Source organism: Bradyrhizobium sp. SOJA106 (genome assembly GCF_059448745.1).
Window position 1 is genome coordinate 6,785,250 of record NZ_CM182549.1, and the last position, 16,177, is coordinate 6,801,426.

Consider the following 16,177-nt stretch of genomic DNA (forward strand, 5'->3'; position numbering starts at 1 on the left):
ACATGCAACTCGGCATGATCGGCCTCGGCCGGATGGGCGGCAACATCGTTCGCCGCCTGATGCGCCACGGCCATACGACCGTGGTCTATGACAAGGACGCCAAGGCCGTCGCGGGCCTGGCCGCAGACGGCGCGGTGGGCTCGGCGACGCTGGAAGAGTTCATCTCGAAACTCGAGCGGCCCCGCACGGCCTGGGTGATGCTGCCAGCCGGCCACATCACCGAGACCACGATCGAGAGGATCGCGAAGGTGATGCAGGACGGCGATGTCATCATCGACGGCGGCAATACCTTCTGGCAGGACGACGTCCGCCGCGGCAAGGCGCTGAAGGCGCGCGGCATCCATTATGTCGACGTCGGCACCTCCGGCGGCGTCTGGGGCCTCGACCGCGGCTATTGCATGATGATCGGCGGCGAGAAGGCCGTGGTGGACCGGCTCGACCCGATCTTCGCCGCGCTCGCGCCCGGCGCCGGCGACATTCCGCGTACCGAAGGACGCGAGGGGCGCGATCCCCGCATCGAGCAGGGCTACATCCATGCAGGTCCCGTCGGCGCGGGGCACTTCGTCAAGATGATCCACAACGGCATCGAGTACGGCCTGATGCAGGCCTATGCCGAAGGCTTCGACATCCTCAAGAACGCCAACATCGAGGCCCTGCCGGCGGATCATCGCTACGATTTCGATCTTGCCGACATCGCCGAAGTGTGGCGCCGCGGCAGCGTGATCCCGTCCTGGCTGCTCGACCTCACCTCCACCGCGCTCGCCGACAGCCCGCTTCTGTCGGAATATTCCGGCTTCGTGGAGGATTCCGGCGAGGGCCGCTGGACCGTGAATGCAGCGATCGACGAGGCCGTGCCGGCCGAGGTGCTGACCGCGGCGCTCTACACACGTTTCCGTTCCCGCAAGGAACACACCTTCGCGGAGAAAATTCTCTCCGCGATGCGTGCGGGTTTCGGCGGCCACAAAGAGCCGAAGCCGCCGGGCGCTGCAAAGCCCAAATAAGAGCTGAAATAAAAAGCTCAGGTCAGAAGCAACAAAGCGAAGGCCAACAATTCGTGACAAAAGACCCGAAAGCCAAGCGCAAGCCGGAAAATTGCGCCTTCGTCATCTTCGGCGTCACCGGCGACCTCACCCATCGCCTGGTGATGCCGTCGCTCTACAATCTCGCCGCCGAGCACCTGCTGCCGGAAAAATTCTGTGTCGTCGGCGTGGCCCGCCGGGGCCAGTCGGATGACGAGCTGCGCGACAGCCTGCTGAAGGGCCTCCGGCAATTCGCGACGCGCCCTGTGGACGACGACATCGCCCGCAAGCTGCTGGAATGCGTGACCTTCGTCGAAGCCGATGCGAAGGACCCGCCCTCCTTCGACCGTTTGCGCGATCATCTGGATTCGCTGGAATGCGCGCAGGACACCGGCGGCAACCGGCTGTTCTATCTGGCGACCCCGCCGGCTGCGTTCGCACCGACCGCGCGCGAGCTTGGCCGCACCGGCATGATGACGGAGCACGGCGCCTGGCGGCGGCTCGTGATCGAGAAGCCGTTCGGCACCGACCTCGCCTCGGCACGCGCGCTGAACGCCGAGCTGCTCAAGATCATGGACGAGCACCAGATCTACCGGATCGATCACTATCTCGGCAAGGAGACGGTGCAGAACATCCTGGTGCTGCGCTTTGCCAACGGCATGTTCGAGCCGATCTGGAATCGCAACCATATCGACCACGTCCAGATCACGGTGGAAGAGAAGCTCGGCGTCGGCCATCGCGGCGGCTTCTACGACGCCACCGGCGCGCTTCGCGACATGGTGCCGAACCATCTGTTCCAGCTGATGTCGCTGGTGGCGATGGAGCCCCCCGCACGATTCGACGCACATTCCGTGCGCTCGGAGAAGGCCGATGTGCTCACCGCGATCCAGCAGCCGAACGAGGAAGAGGCCTTGAGAAGCTCGGTGCGCGCGCAATATCTCGCGGGGCGCATCGGCGATGACGAGATTCCGGACTATCGCAAGACCGAGGACGTCAAGCCCGGCAGCACCACCGAGACTTTTGTCGCGCTGAAGCTGATGATCGACAATTGGCGCTGGGCCGGCGTGCCGTTCTACTTGCGCACCGGCAAGGCGCTGGGCCACAAGCGCACTGAGGTCGCGATCAAGTTCAAGCAGGCGCCGCTGTCGATGTTCTCAGGCACCGACGTCGACCGCCTGTCGCAGAACTTCCTCACCATCGGCATCGCGCCGACCGAGACCATCGAGTTGCAGTTCAACGCCAAGGTTCCGGGGCCGAGCATCACCATCGACGGCGTCGAGATGAAGTTCAAGTACGGCGACTATTTCCGCGCCGATCCCTCGACCGGTTACGAGACGCTGATCTACGACTGCATGATCGGCGACAACATCCTGTTCCAGCGCGCCGACGGCGTCGAGGCCGGATGGCAGGCGGTGCAGCCGTTCCTGGACGCCTGGAAAAATGCCGGCACCAATGGCATCGAAACCTATCAGGCCGGCAGCGACGGTCCGAAATGTGCCGACGAGCTGCTTCGCCGCGACGGGCGCAGCTGGCGGAAATTTTCGTGATGGCGGCCGGCCGGCCGGAGCTGATCGTCACGGCCGACGCCGAGGCCCTGGCGCAAGCCGCAGCCGAGCGAGTGATGGCGCGGATATCAGCCAATCCCTCGCGCATCGCGATCTGCCTGACCGGCGGGTCGAGCCCGAAGAAGCTGTATCAACTGCTCGGCAGCGAGGCATGGCGCGGCAGGATTCCGTGGGACCGCGTGCACTGGTTCATCGGCGACGAACGCTTCGTGCCCGAGAGCGATCCTCTCAACAACATGGCGGTGGCGCGGGCGACCTTTCTCGATCGCAACGCGCCGTCCGGACATATCCATCCGATCCCGACCGCGGCGGAAAATCCCGATGCGAGCGCCGCGGCCTATGCGCGCGAGCTGCAGGCCTTCTACGGCTCGGACCGGCTCGATCCGAAGCGGCCGCTGTTCGATCTCGTCCTGATGGGCGCGGGGCCGGACGGCCACACCGCCTCGCTGTTTCCCGGCTATCCCGAAATCGAAGAGACCACGCGCTGGGTCGTCGGTGTGCCCAGGGCCAATGTCGCCCCGTTCGTGCCGCGGGTGTCGCTCACCCTGCCCGCCTTGGCGTCGTGCCGCGAAATGCTGTTCGAGATTGCCGGGCACGACAAGCAGCCGATCTTGACGCGCCTCGTCAATGGCGAGAATCTGCCGGCCGTACGCGCGCGCTCGAATGGTGAGACCATCTGGCTGGTCGACAGGGCCGCGCTTCCGGAGGGGATTCGTGGCGGGCGTTGAAGCACCTTGTGCGTTGATCGTGATGGGCGTGTCGGGTTCAGGCAAGAGTACGGTTGCAGCCGCGCTCGGTGAGCGGCTCGGCTGGCGCTTCGAGGACGGCGACAGCTTTCACCCCGCCAGCAATGTCGAGAAGATGCGCGCCGGCCATCCGCTAACCGACGAGGACCGCTGGCCCTGGCTCAACGCCATTGCCGACGAGATCGCGCGAGTCTGCGGCAAGGGCGGGCACGTCATCATTGCCTGCTCGGCGCTGAAGCACGCCTATCGCGACGTGCTGCTGCGCGGACGCGACGACGTCCGCTTCGTGTTCCTGAGAGGCACGAAGGAGCTGATCGCCGAGCGGCTCGCGCGGCGCAAGGGCCATTTCATGCCGCCCGAATTGCTGACCAGTCAATTCAACACGCTGGAGCCGCCGGAGGCTGGCGAGCACGTCATCACCGTCTCGATCGACGAGACCGTCGAGGCGATCGTGGACGGTATCGTGCGACAACTGAAACTGGGCGGCGCGACGCTGAGGTCATAACCCAAGGTCCTGCCATGACGAAAATCTCACTCGTGGTGTCCGACGTCGACGGCACGCTGCTGACCAAGGACAAGACGCTGACCGAGCGGGCGCGGAGCGCGGTGCAGCGGTTGCACAAGGCCGGCATCGGCTTCACCATCACGTCCAGCCGGCCGGCGATCGGCATGCGCTTCCTGATCGAGCCGCTGGCGCTGTGGCTGCCGGTCGGGCCGTTCAACGGCTCCTCGATCATCGATCCCGAGATGAGGCCGGTCGAGCAACACCTGATTCCGGCGAGTGCCGCCGAACGAACCTTGAAGATCCTGCGCGAATTCGGCGCCGACATCTGGGTCTTCACCGCCGACAAATGGCTGATCGACAATCCCAACGGCAGCTACGTCGCGCATGAGCAGCACACCATCCGTGCCGATCCGACCATCGTCACCGACTTCTTGCCGTACCTCGCCAGCGCCTGCAAGATCGTCGGCGCCAGCCCCGATGCTGCGCGCCTTGCCGCTTGCGAGAAGGTGATGCAGGAGGCGCTCGGCAGCGCCGCGACCGCGGTGCGCTCGCAGACCTATTATCTCGACATCACCCCGCCCGGCTTCAACAAGGGCACCTTCGTGCAGGCCATGGCCAAGCGGCTCGGCATCTCCACCGACGCAGTCGCCACCATCGGCGACATGCAGAACGATCTCGCCATGTTCGGCGTCAGCGGCACGTCGATCGCCATGGGCAACGCCGCCGACAACGTCAAGGACCAGGCCACCCACGTCACGGGCACCAACGAGCAGGACGGTTTTGCCGAGGCGATGGAGATGGTTTTGAAATGGAATGGGGTGGGGTGAGGCTTGACTTTTGGCCGCCGCCTCGGCGCACGCCTCGTCCTTAGACGCCCGCTTCGGCGGTCTCTGCGGGCGAGCTGTCCGCCACACTGCTTCATATGCGGCGGCCCTGCCCGCAGGAACGGAAAGAGTGCCGCCATCCTTACTTCGACCGCTGCATTGCCGGCTTCTCGCTCTTTTGCCTGGCCGCCGAAAGATTATGCGCGGTGTTGATCAACGCGATGTGGGTCAGGGCCTGCGGAAAATTGCCGGTCTGGCGATGCGCCACGGAATCGTATTCCTCGGCGAGTAGCCCAACGTCGTTCGCGATGCCGACCACACGGTCGAACAAGACTTGCGCCTTGTCGAGATCGCCCGAGAGCACATAGGCATCGGCGAGCCACAGGCTGCAGGCCAGGAACGCACCTTCGAGCGGCGGCTGGCCGGCGGAGAGCTCGCGCGGATCGTGCCGCAGCACGAAACCGTCGCGCATCAGGTGCTGTTCGACCGCCGCGATGGTGCCGCGGATTCGCGGGTCGTCCGCGGGCAGGAAGCCGACCCCCGGCAACAGCAGCACGCTGGCATCGAGCAGCTTCGAGCCATAGGACTCGACGAATGCGTTCTCCTCCGCGTCGAAACCCTTGTTGCAGACGTCGCGATGAATGGCCTCGCGCAGCATTTGCCAATGCAAGAGCGGCGCCTTGAAGCCGAAAGTCTCGGCGCTCTTGATGCCGCGGTCGAACGCGACCCAGGTCATCACCTTGGAGAAGACGTAATGCTTCGGCTGGCCGCGCCGCTCCCAGATGCCGTGATCGGGCTTGTCCCAGACCTCGGCGAGGTGATTGAGCACGTTGCATTCCAATGCCCAGCTCTCCTCGTCGAGCTTCAGCTTGGCCATGCGCGACTGGTGGAAGGCGTCGATCAACTCGCCATAGACGTCGAGCTGGAGCTGCGCATGCGCGGCATTGCCGACGCGCACCGGCTGGGCACCCTCATAGCCGGCGAGCCAGCTCGCCTCCCATTCCAGCAGACGCCGCTGGCCCCAGATGCCGTACATGATCTGCATATTCGCCGGCGCACCGGCGGCCGCGCGCAAGAGCCAGTTGTGCCAGGCCGAGGCTTCCTCGGTGTAGCCCGAGTTCATCAGCGCCAGCAGCGTGAAGGTGGCATCGCGCAACCAGCAGAAGCGGTAATCCCAGTTCCTGCTGCCGCCGAGCTTCTCCGGCAGCGACGTGGTGGGCGCTGCGACGATGCCGCCGGTGGGCCCGAAGGTCAGCGCCTTCAGCGTGATCAGCGAGCGCAGGACGAGATCGTGATAGGGGCCGTCGCGGGTGCAATGGCTGCACCACTCCTTCCAGAACTCTTCCGTCTCTTGAAGCGCGCGCTCGGGGTCGATCGGCCCTGGCGGCTCGAGATGCGAGGGGCCGTAGGTCAGCACGAACGGCACGGTCTCGCCTTCTTTCACCTCGAAATCGGACACCGTGGTCAGATCCTCGCCGCGGGTTTCGGCGGGCGTGCGCAGCACCGTCATGTCCTGGCCGCAGATCGCGAGCAGCGAATGATCGATCCGCCGCACCCAGGGAATGTCGGCGCCGAAGCCGAAGCGGATCACGAGCTGCATCCGCATCTTCACCGTGCCGCTGACGCCGCGCACCAGCCGGACGATGTCCGAGGCCTTGCCGCGCGGCGGCATGAAGTCGACCAGCGCGACGGTGCCGGTCTTGGTCTCAAAGCGTGTTTCGAGGATGAGGGTGTTGCCGAGATAACGGCGCGACGTTGCGGTCACGTCTTCGCTCGGCGCGATCAGCCAGCGGCCGTTCCTGTTTGTCCCGAGGATTGCAGCAAAACAGGCGTCGGAATCGAAGGCGGGCCAGCACAGCCAGTCGATCGAGCCGTTGCGCCCGACCAGCGCAGCGGTCTCGCAATCGCCGATTAGCGCATAGTCCTCGATCCTCTGAGACAATGTCGTTCGAGCCTGGGGAACCCCGGCTGGTTAACGCCCGCCGGGCAATGAACGTTCCCGCGTCGCAGCCTTCAAAGCCGCGAGATCGACCTTCGCGGCGATCTGGTCGAGCGCAACGGGTAAGCGCTGGCGCCAGTTCGGATGCTCGTCGATCGTGCCGGGAATGTTGGGCTGGTCGATGACGCCGAGCAGGTCCTCCAGCGACACCGCGAGCAGCCGCGACGGCGTGCGCGACAGGAAGGCAAGCACCGAATAGAGGTCGTTGGCATTGATGCCGTTCTGCCGCAGGATCTCGTCGAGCGCGCCGAGCGCGTCCCAGCGCGCCTGGTCGTCCTCGCCGGGATCGAGCCCGAGCGAGCGCTTCATCTTGAGGTCACTGAACGAGCGCCAGCCGGCATAGGTGCAGAGATCATGCGTGTTCAGCGTCACCAGCGCATTCGGCCGGTAATGGTCGATGTTGCGGAAATGACCGGAATCGTCACGCTCGAACATCATGACGAGATAGGACCAGATGCCGAAATCCTGCATGGTCTCGCGGAAACCTTCCGGCACCGTGCCGAGGTCCTCGCCGATCACGATGCATTTGTGGGCTGCGCTCTCGCGCACCACCGCGCCGAGCAGCGCCTCGAACGGCATCTGCACATAGGCGCCGTTGTCGGGCTTGAAGCCGCGCGGCACCAGATAAAGCCGCTTCAGGCCTAGGACGTGGTCGAGCCTGATGGCACCGGCATGGCGCATCGAGGCCGCCAGCATGTCGGCGAACGGCACGAAGGATTGGGCCTCCAAGCCTCCGGCGTTGAAGCCGGCAAGGCCCCAGTCCTGGCCGACGGTGTTGAGCACGTCGGGCGGCGCCCCGACGGCGAGATGGCGCGAGATCGCCATCTGCTCGTTCCAGGCATCGAAGCCGTTGGACTGCACGCCGACGGCGACGTCGAGATAGAGCCCGACACGCATGCCGAGCTGGTCCGCCAGCTCCCTGGCGGCACGCAATTGGCTGTCGGCGGTCCATTGCACGAATTCGACGAACTCGACCTCACGCTTGTCCGGCCCATTGCGCAAGCCAGCGCATTTCGCCTCATCCGGCTGCTGCCATTCCGCCGGCCATTCCCACCACGGCCCCGTGAAGCGATGGCGCAGCACCTCGAAACAGGCAAAGCGCGACAACAGCGGCGCGCGGTCGGCGCGGAAGGCGTCGAACGCTTTCCGGCGGGCCTCGCTCGCGCTGGTCACGAAGCTGTTGAATGCGGCACGCAAGGCCAGCCATTTCAATGCCGCTATATCGGCATAGGGTACGCGATCGCCTTCGCGGAGCCGCGCAGCGGTCGCAGCCGCGTCGGGCACGAGATCGGCGGAAAATTCCGGGATCGCCTCGACGTCGATGTAGAGCGGATTGAGGAACAGCCGGCTGTTCGGCGAATAGGGGCTGCAATCTGAGGGATGATCGTCGAACAGCACGTGCAGCGGGTTGAGGCCGACGCCGTCCGCCCCGAGCTGCTTTGCCAGCCGGAGAAGTCCGGCCAGATCGGTGAAATCGCCGATGCCCCAATTGCGGTCCGAGCGGACGCTGTAGAGCTGCACGGCGAGCAACCAGCCACGATCGAAATCGCCGCCGAAGGCGCGCTCCGGCGCCACGATCATCGGCACCTCTTCGCTCACGCCGTCGGCATCGGTAAGCGTCAGCCGGTGATAGCCGAGCGGCAGGCCCGCGGGCCAGGCGATCACGGGCTCGCGCGTTTCGCCTTGCGCGATGATCTTGTCCTTGCCGATTTTCCATGCGAGCGGCGCCGCCCCGATCGCGGTCAATTCGGTGCGCGGATGGCCCAGGGCACGGACCACGACCGGCCCACTGACGAAGCGATAGACCCGCTTCTCCGGCAGGGCGTCGAGGATGGATTTGAGTGCCACGGGATCAGTGACCCGCAGCTTGCCTAGGGCGTCGATGAACTCGGATTGAACGCCCTTGATCCGGGCTTGAGCTAAAAGATCCATTCGGCACGCAGCTTGCAGGCCATTGTTTGGCCGGTGGCATCGATTTTAACGAGGTCGCGGAAGAGGTTAGTCGGGGGTAACTCGCAAACTGCGCTTGCCGTTCCCAAGGGAACCAATGACACACAAGCGGCTTTCTATAGTGGTACCAAGCGTCGGTTCCCGACAAGGGAAACGGGCTCCTGCTTTCTTGTCAATGGCATCACCGTGAACAAGACAATTCAAACTGTCGAGAGTGCCGCTGCCGGCAGCGCTTTCCTCATCGAAGACGTCTATCCTTCGGTCGACGGCGGCCGTTTCGCCGTGAAGCGGATCGCGGGCGAACGGGTCGAGGTGTGGGCCGACATCTACCGCGACGGCGATGCCGTGATATCAGCCGCGCTGATCTGGCGAGGAGAGCAGGACCGCGAATGGCAGAGCGAGCCGATGATCCATCACGGCAATGACCGCTGGTCCGGCGCGTTCACGCCCAAAGAGCCCGGCCAATATGTCTACGCGATCGAGGCCTGGACCGACGAATTTGCGACCTGGTCGAACGGTGTCGCACGAAAACAGCGCATCGGCGCCGATGTCAGCCTCGACGCGGTTGAGGGCGCCGGCCTGCTGACCAAGGCGCATGGCGCAGGACAGGACGCCGCAGCTGTCATCATCAGGCAGTGCGAGGACTATCTTCAGACCGGCAATGTCGCCCCATTGCTTGCGGCCGAGCTCGGCAAGGCCATGGGCGAAAGCCAGTCGCGACCCGACCTGACCCGCTCGCCGAACTTCCCGCTTGTTATCGACCGCAACAAGGCGCGCTTTGGCGCCTGGTATCAGATGATGCCGCGCAGCCAGAGCCGGATTCCCGGCCGGCACGGCACGCTCCGCGACTGCATAGCCCGGGTGCCCGATATCGCCGGGATGGGCTTCGACGTGCTCTACCTCACGCCGATCCACCCGATCGGCCGCACCAGCCGCAAGGGCCGCAACAATGCGCCGGTGGCGACCGAAAGCGAGCCCGGCTCGCCCTACGCGATCGGCTCCGCCGAGGGCGGGCACGAAGCCGTGCATCCCGAGCTCGGCACCATCGAGGATTTCCGCGCACTGGTCGCCACTTGCCTCGAATATGGCCTCGAGCTCGCGCTCGACTTCGCCGTGCAATGCTCGCCCGACCATCCCTGGCTGACGCAGCATCCCGAATGGTTCAAATGGCGGCCGGACCGCTCGGTGCGGACGGCCGATAGTCCCTACTCGGACATCGCCATCCCCGATTTCGCCTCGGTCGATCGGGTCGGGCTGTGGAACGCCTTCCGCGACGCGATGCTGTTCTGGATCGACCATGGCGTCACCATCTTCGCCATCGACAACCACGACACCGCGCCGCTGCCGTTCTGGGACTGGCTGATCGGCGACATCCGCCGCCGGCACCCCGAGGTGATCCTGTTCTCGAAGACCTTTACAAAGCCGAAGCTGATGAAGGGCCTCGCCAAGCTCGGCTTCGCGCAATCCTTCACCTATTTCCCATGGCGCACTTTGAGGTGGGAGCTGGAACAATATCTCGGTGAGCTGACGCGCTATCCCGAGCGGGACTTCTATCGGCCGAACCTGTTCGTGAACACGCCTGACCTCCTGCCCTTTCATCTCCAGAGCGGCGAGACCTGGGTCTTCAAATCGCGCGTCGCGCTGGCAGCGACGCTGTCGGGCAGCTTCGGCATCTACAGCGGTTTCGAGCTGCTCGAACACGAGGCCGTGCCCGGCCGCGAAGAGTATCAGGATTCCGAGAAGTACCAGATCAAGCAGCGCGAGTGGGACAAGCCGGGCAATATCAAGGCCTACATCGCCGCGCTCAACCGCATCCGCAACGAGAACGCGGCGCTTCAGCAGACGGCGAACCTGCGCTTCCTCGGCGTCGAGGACGGCGAGACGATCGCCTTTGCCAAGGAGGCGACTGACCCGGCCAACACGGTGATCGCGGTCATCGCTCTCTCGCGCCATCCGCGCGAATTCTGGCTGCCGCTCGGCGATCTCGCCATCGCGGCCGGCGGCGAACGCCGCCACGTCACCGCACTCGAAAATCTCCTCACCGGCGAACAATCCCGCATCGAATGGGGTGGGCTCAAATTGCGTATCGACCCCGACCACGATCCGGCACTCTTGTTTCGCTGCCTGGCGTAAGGGGCCACGCCATGAATGTTTTGTCTTCCGTCGATGCCAAGAAGGCTGAGTCTGCCGAGATCGTGGACGAGCTCTGGTACAAGGATGCCATCATCTACCAACTCCACGTCAAGGCCTTTGCCGACAGCAACAATGACGGCATCGGCGACTTCGTGGGACTGACCGAGAAGCTGCCCTATCTCCAGGATCTCGGCGTCACCGCGCTGTGGCTGCTGCCGTTCTATCCCTCGCCCGGCCGCGACGACGGCTACGACATCGCCGACTACGGCTCCGTCAATCCCGATTTCGGGACGATGAAGGATTTCAAGCGCTTCATCCAGGAAGCGCAGAAGCGCGGCCTGCGCGTCATCACCGAGCTCGTCGTCAACCACACCTCCGACCAGCACAAATGGTTCAAGCGCGCGCGCCGCAGCCATCCGGGCTCGAGCGCCCGCAACTGGTATGTCTGGAGCGACACCGACCAGAAATACCAGGGCACGCGCATCATCTTCACCGACACCGAGAAGTCGAACTGGACCTGGGATCCGGAGGCCGGCGCGTTCTACTGGCACCGCTTCTTCTCGCACCAGCCGGACCTCAATTTCGACAATCCGCGCGTCGTCAGCGCCATCATCCAGGTTATGAAGCGCTGGCTCGACGCCGGGGTCGACGGCTTCCGGCTCGACGCCATTCCCTATCTCTGCGAGCGTGAGGGCACCTCGAACGAGAACCTCCCGGAGACGCATGCGATCATCAAGCGCCTGCGCCAGGAGCTCGATGCGTACTCCAAGGGCAAGCTGCTGCTGGCGGAGGCCAACCAATGGCCGGAGGACGTGCAGGAATATTTCGGCCGTGGTGACGAGTGCCACATGGCCTATCACTTCCCGCTGATGCCGCGCATCTACATGGCGATCGCGCAGGAGGACCGCTTCCCGATCACCGACATCTTGCGCCAGACGCCGGACATCCCGGCGAACTGCCAATGGGCTCTGTTCCTGCGCAATCACGACGAATTGACGCTGGAGATGGTCACCGACGTCGAGCGCGACTATCTCTGGACCACCTATGCCAACGATCCGCGCGCGCGCATCAACGTCGGTATCCGCCGGCGCCTGGCGCCGCTGATGGACAACGACCGGCGCAAGATCGAGCTAATGAACTCGCTGCTGCTGTCCTTCCCCGGCACGCCGATCATCTATTACGGCGATGAGATCGGGATGGGCGACAACATCTATCTCGGCGATCGCAACGGCGTGCGCACGCCGATGCAATGGAGCCCGGACCGCAATGGCGGCTTCTCGCGTTGCGATCCGGCCCGGCTCTACGCGCCGCTGATCATGGACCCCGTCTACGGCTACGAATCGGTGAACGTGGAGGCGCAGTCGCGCAGCTTGTCCTCGCTGCTCAGCGCGACCAAGCGCCTGATCTCGGTGCGCAAATCGACGCTCGCGTTCGGCCGCGGCAGCATGACCTTCATCCGCCCGGCCAATCGCGCCGTGCTGGCCTATGTCCGGCAATATCGCGACGAGGTCATCCTCTGCGTCGCCAACCTGTCGCGCGCGGCCCAGGCGACCGAGCTCGATCTGTCGCCGTGGAAGGACCGCATCCCGCAGGAGATGCTGGGACGCACGCGTTTCCCGGCGATCGGCGAATTGCCGTACATGATCACGCTGGGGCCCTACGGCTTCTACTGGTTCCAGCTTCAGGAGCGCGACAAGTCCGAGCCGGTGACGCCACGCGCGGTGCCGGAGTTCGAGACGCTGGTCGTGCCGGTGAATTCGAACTGGGTTTCCCTCGCCCGCGAGCGCGGGGTGTTCGAGCGCGACGTGCTGCCGGGATTCCTGGCACGGACGCGGTGGTATCCCGACCATAATCCCAAGCACATCAAGACCGCGCTGACGTCGGCGGTGCCGTTCTGCGACATCGGCGACAACCGGCCCTGGATCGCGTTCTTCGAGAGCAAGCATGGAGAAGCGGTGACGCGCTACGTGCTGCCGTTGCAGATCGAGTGGGTACGCTTCGACCGCGAGCGCTTCAACCCCAAGGCGCTCGCCGCCGTGCGCCAGGGCGCACGCGAGGGTACGCTGCTCGATGTCGCGACCGAGCAGATCTTCATCGGCCTGTTCCTGCGCAATCTGTCGCAGAATCTCGTCGTGGAAGAGAACAATCTGCGGCTGGAGTTCAAGCCTACAAGCCGCTTCGCCGACTACATCATCAAGGAGCCCGAGCGCATCCGCGCCATCGAGCAGTCGAACAGCAGTGCGCTGGTCGACAACCAATATGTCGCCAAGATCTACCGCCGGCTCCAAAGCGGGATCAGTCCCGAGATCGAGATCGGCCACTACCTCACGGAAGTAGCCCGCTTTGCCAATACGCCGGCACTGCTCGGCAGCGTCGAGCTGGTCGAGGGCGATCACCGCAGCGCGATCGGCGTGCTGCATGCCTATGTCGAGAACCAGGGCGACGGCTGGACCGTGACCACGGGCTATCTCGATCGCTATATCGACGAGCAGCGCGTCCTGCCGCCGGGCGAGATGCGCCGCGAGACCCAGGGGCAGGCCCCCTATCTGCATTTCATGGCGCAGATCGGCCGAAGGCTCGGCGAGCTGCATGTGGCACTGGCCGCGGCAAAGACCGACGATCTTGCTCCTGAGCCGATCGGCTCCGCACACATCGAGCGCTGGGTCTCCGACCTCAAGGTGCGGGCCGAGCGGGTGTTCGAGCGTCTCGCTGAAAGCCGCGATGGCCTGCGGGAGGCGAACCAGCCGCTGGTCGACCGGCTTGGGGCGGCGCGTAGCGCCCTGCCCGACCGGCTGAATGCACTATTGCGTTCCGGGATCGGCGGGTTGAACATCCGTCATCATGGCGACTTCCGCCTCGGGCAAACTCTGATCGTGAAGGATGACATCTTCATCATCGATTTCGACGGCGATCCGCGTCTGCCGCTGGCCGACAAGCGGCGCAAGCTGCCTGCGGCGCGCGACGTCGCCGGTCTGATCCGCTCGATCGACCTTTCGGTTAACGCCGCCCTTGGCCGCGCGCTGACCGGCGCATCCGACGAGCAGGATCGGCTCGCCGCTGCGCTCGACGAATGGCGCGAGCGTGCGACCGCAACGTTCCTCAACGCCTATCGCGAAGCCATGACGGATCGCCGGCTCTGGCCCGACGACGCGCAAGCCGCGGACCACCTGTTAAGGTTCTTCCTGCTTGATCAAGCCTTCGACGAAGTAGAGTACGAGCTGTCCCACCGGCCTGAGGGGCTCCATGCGCCGCTGACCGGACTGCTTCGCATTCTGTCCAGTACCGAGAGCGAAGCCCATGCCTAAACTGCCTGCCGAAGCCTACGCCATCATCGAGGGCCGTCACTCGGATCCCTTCCGCTATCTCGGGCTGCATCCCGAGGGCGGCAGAAGCGTGGTGCGGGCGTTCGTGCCCGAAGCCTCAGATGTCGAGGCGGTCGGCGAACATGGCGAGGTTGCGCCGCTCGACCGTGTCCACGATGCCGGCCTGTTCATCGGCGCGCTGCCCAATGGCTCGAAGCATTATCAGCTGCGCGCAAAATTCGGCGACAACGTCGTCGAGTTCGAGGACGCCTACCGCTTTCCGCCGATCCTGACCGATTTCGATCTGTACCTACTCGGCGAAGGCACCCATCAGCGCCTCTACGACAAGCTCGGCGCGCATCCGATGCGGCTCGAGGGCATCGACGGCGTCGGCTTCGTGGTGCTGGCGCCGAATGCGCGGCGCGTATCCGTGGTCGGCGATTTCAATTTCTGGGACGGGCGACGCCATCCGATGCGGGTGCGCGGGGCCGGCTATTGGGAATTGTTCATTCCCCACGCCAAGGCCGGCGATCACTACAAGTTCGAGATCATCGGGCCGCATGGCCATCTGCTGCCGCTGAAATCCGATCCGCTGGCGTTTGCGAGCGAACTCCGTCCGAAGACGGCTTCAATCGTATTCGACGAGGTGCGTCTGCCGCGGCCACGCCCGGCGCCCGACGGCATCAACGCGCTGTCGGCGCCGATCTCGATCTACGAGGTCCATCTCGGTTCGTGGCGGCGCAAGAACGGCAATGAATGGCTGACCTATCGCGAGCTCGCCGAGCAGTTGCCGGCCTATGCCCGCGACATGGGCTTCACCCATCTCGAATTCCTCCCCGTCAGCGAGCATCCGTTCGACGGCTCCTGGGGCTATCAGCCGACCGGCCTCTATGCGCCGACCAGCCGCTTCGGCTCGCCGGACGATTTCGCCGCCCTCGTCGATGCCTGCCACCGCGAGGGCATCGGCGTGCTGCTCGACTGGGTGCCCGGCCACTTCCCGGACGATCCGCACGGGCTCGGTCATTTCGACGGCACCTCGCTCTATGAGCACGCCAATCCGCTCCAGGGCCGCCATCTCGACTGGGGCACGCTGATCTACAATTACGGCCGCACCGAAGTGACGAACTTTCTGGTGTCGAACGCGCTGTTCTGGCTGGAGCGCTACGCGATCGACGGCCTGCGCGTCGACGCCGTCGCCTCCATGCTCTATCTCGACTACAGCCGCCCGCCCGGCGCCTGGATCCCGAACCAGTATGGCGGGCGCGAGAACATCGAGGCGATCAACTTCCTGCGCCGCTTCAACACCGAGCTGTTCGCACGCTTTCCGCAGGCGACCACGGCGGCGGAAGAGTCCACCGCATGGCCGCAGGTCTCGCGCCCGGTCGAGTTCGGCGGGCTGGGCTTCGGCTACAAGTGGAACATGGGCTGGATGCACGACACGCTGAGCTACATCAGCAAGGACCCGATCTATCGCAAGCACCATCACGGCGAGATCCTGTTCGGCCTGCACTACGCCTTCTCGGAGAATTTCATCTTGCCGCTGTCGCATGACGAGGTCGTGCACGGCAAGCGCTCGATTCTCGGTCGCATGCCCGGTGACGAATGGCAGCGCTTTGCGAATTTGCGCGCCTATTACAGCTTCATGTTCGGCCATCCCGGCAAGAAGCTGCTGTTCATGGGCGCCGAGATCGCGCAGAGCCGCGAATGGAATCACGACCAGTCGCTCGACTGGCACCTGCTCGAATACAAGTACCATTCGGGCATCCAGGCGCTGATCCGCGACCTCAACCGGCTCTATCGCGCCGTGCCGGCGCTGCACCAGATGGATTGCGACCAGGCCGGCTTCGAATGGCTGATCACCGACGACGCCAACCGCAACGTGTTCGCCTGGCTGCGCAAGGGCTTTGACGAGCATGCGCGGTGTCTCGTCATCGTCAACTTCTCTCCCAACGTCTATCGTAACTATCCCGTGCGCGTGCCCTTTGCCGGCAAGTGGAAAGAAGTGTTCAATTCGGACTCCGCCCATTATGGCGGCAGCAATGTCGGGAACATCGGCGAGGTACAGGCGGTTGACGGCGAGCTTCGCCTCACCGTTCCGCCGCTGGGCGCGATCTTCCTCGTTCCGGAAAGCTGA

At 64.6% G+C, this 16,177-nt stretch carries 10 protein-coding genes; 8 read left to right on the top strand and 2 right to left on the bottom strand.

Features of this window, described 5'->3' with window-relative positions:
* Positions 1-2: 2 nt before the first annotated feature.
* From gnd to AC5V87_RS32030, 5 genes are read left to right on the top strand one after another with little or no spacing between them, the layout of a single operon-like run.
* Complete coding sequence (gene gnd / locus AC5V87_RS32010; protein ID WP_456843115.1) at positions 3-1,001, top strand: phosphogluconate dehydrogenase (NAD(+)-dependent, decarboxylating); 999 nt, start codon at positions 3-5, stop codon at positions 999-1,001.
* Positions 1,002-1,054: 53 nt separating this feature from the next.
* Positions 1,055-2,566 carry a glucose-6-phosphate dehydrogenase gene (gene zwf, locus AC5V87_RS32015; RefSeq protein ID WP_456843114.1) on the top strand — a complete coding sequence of 504 codons (1,512 nt, stop codon included), beginning with the start codon at positions 1,055-1,057 and terminating at the stop codon, positions 2,564-2,566.
* Positions 2,563-3,312: a 6-phosphogluconolactonase gene (pgl, locus tag AC5V87_RS32020; protein ID WP_456843113.1), complete on the top strand. Its 750-nt coding sequence runs from the start codon at positions 2,563-2,565 to the stop codon at positions 3,310-3,312. The genes zwf and pgl overlap by 4 nt, the downstream gene beginning before the upstream one ends.
* Entirely contained in the window at positions 3,299-3,835 is a 537-nt protein-coding gene (locus AC5V87_RS32025; RefSeq protein ID WP_456843112.1) for a gluconokinase, read from the top strand. The genes pgl and AC5V87_RS32025 overlap by 14 nt, the downstream gene beginning before the upstream one ends.
* A 14-nt stretch (positions 3,836-3,849) precedes the next feature.
* Positions 3,850-4,662 carry an HAD family hydrolase gene (locus tag AC5V87_RS32030; RefSeq protein WP_495368872.1) on the top strand — a complete coding sequence of 271 codons (813 nt, stop codon included), beginning with the start codon at positions 3,850-3,852 and terminating at the stop codon, positions 4,660-4,662.
* Between the two features lie 139 nt (positions 4,663-4,801).
* Here the strand turns inward: AC5V87_RS32030 and AC5V87_RS32035 are convergent, their stop codons facing one another.
* A complete protein-coding gene (locus tag AC5V87_RS32035) occupies positions 4,802-6,601 on the bottom strand; it encodes a glycoside hydrolase family 15 protein (RefSeq protein ID WP_456843110.1) in 1,800 nt (599 codons plus the stop codon).
* Positions 6,602-6,631: 30 nt separating this feature from the next.
* Entirely contained in the window at positions 6,632-8,590 is a 1,959-nt protein-coding gene (gene malQ / locus AC5V87_RS32040; protein WP_495368873.1) for a 4-alpha-glucanotransferase, read from the bottom strand.
* Between the two features lie 204 nt (positions 8,591-8,794).
* Here malQ and AC5V87_RS32045 point away from each other — a divergent pair, with 204 nt between their 5' ends.
* The 3 genes from AC5V87_RS32045 to glgB are packed head-to-tail and all read left to right on the top strand — an operon-like array spanning position 8,795 to position 16,177.
* A complete protein-coding gene (locus tag AC5V87_RS32045; RefSeq protein WP_495368874.1) occupies positions 8,795-10,741 on the top strand; it encodes a maltotransferase domain-containing protein in 1,947 nt (648 codons plus the stop codon).
* Between the two features lie 11 nt (positions 10,742-10,752).
* Positions 10,753-14,046: a maltose alpha-D-glucosyltransferase gene (treS, locus tag AC5V87_RS32050; protein ID WP_456843107.1), complete on the top strand. Its 3,294-nt coding sequence runs from the start codon at positions 10,753-10,755 to the stop codon at positions 14,044-14,046.
* Positions 14,039-16,177, top strand: coding sequence for a 1,4-alpha-glucan branching protein GlgB (gene glgB / locus AC5V87_RS32055; protein ID WP_495368875.1), 2,139 nt, complete (start codon positions 14,039-14,041; stop codon positions 16,175-16,177). The genes treS and glgB overlap by 8 nt, the downstream gene beginning before the upstream one ends.

Bases quoted from the DNA above. Each gene is read 5' to 3' on its own strand.
- gnd (WP_456843115.1), top strand. From the start codon at position 3: ATGCAACTCGGCATGATCGGCCTCGGCCGGATGGGCGGCAACATCGTT.
- AC5V87_RS32030 (WP_495368872.1), top strand. From the start codon at position 3,850: ATGACGAAAATCTCACTCGTGGTGTCCGACGTCGACGGCACGCTGCTG.
- malQ (WP_495368873.1), bottom strand. From the start codon at position 8,590: ATGGATCTTTTAGCTCAAGCCCGGATCAAGGGCGTTCAATCCGAGTTC.
- treS (WP_456843107.1), top strand. From the start codon at position 10,753: ATGAATGTTTTGTCTTCCGTCGATGCCAAGAAGGCTGAGTCTGCCGAG.
- glgB (WP_495368875.1), top strand. From the start codon at position 14,039: ATGCCTAAACTGCCTGCCGAAGCCTACGCCATCATCGAGGGCCGTCAC.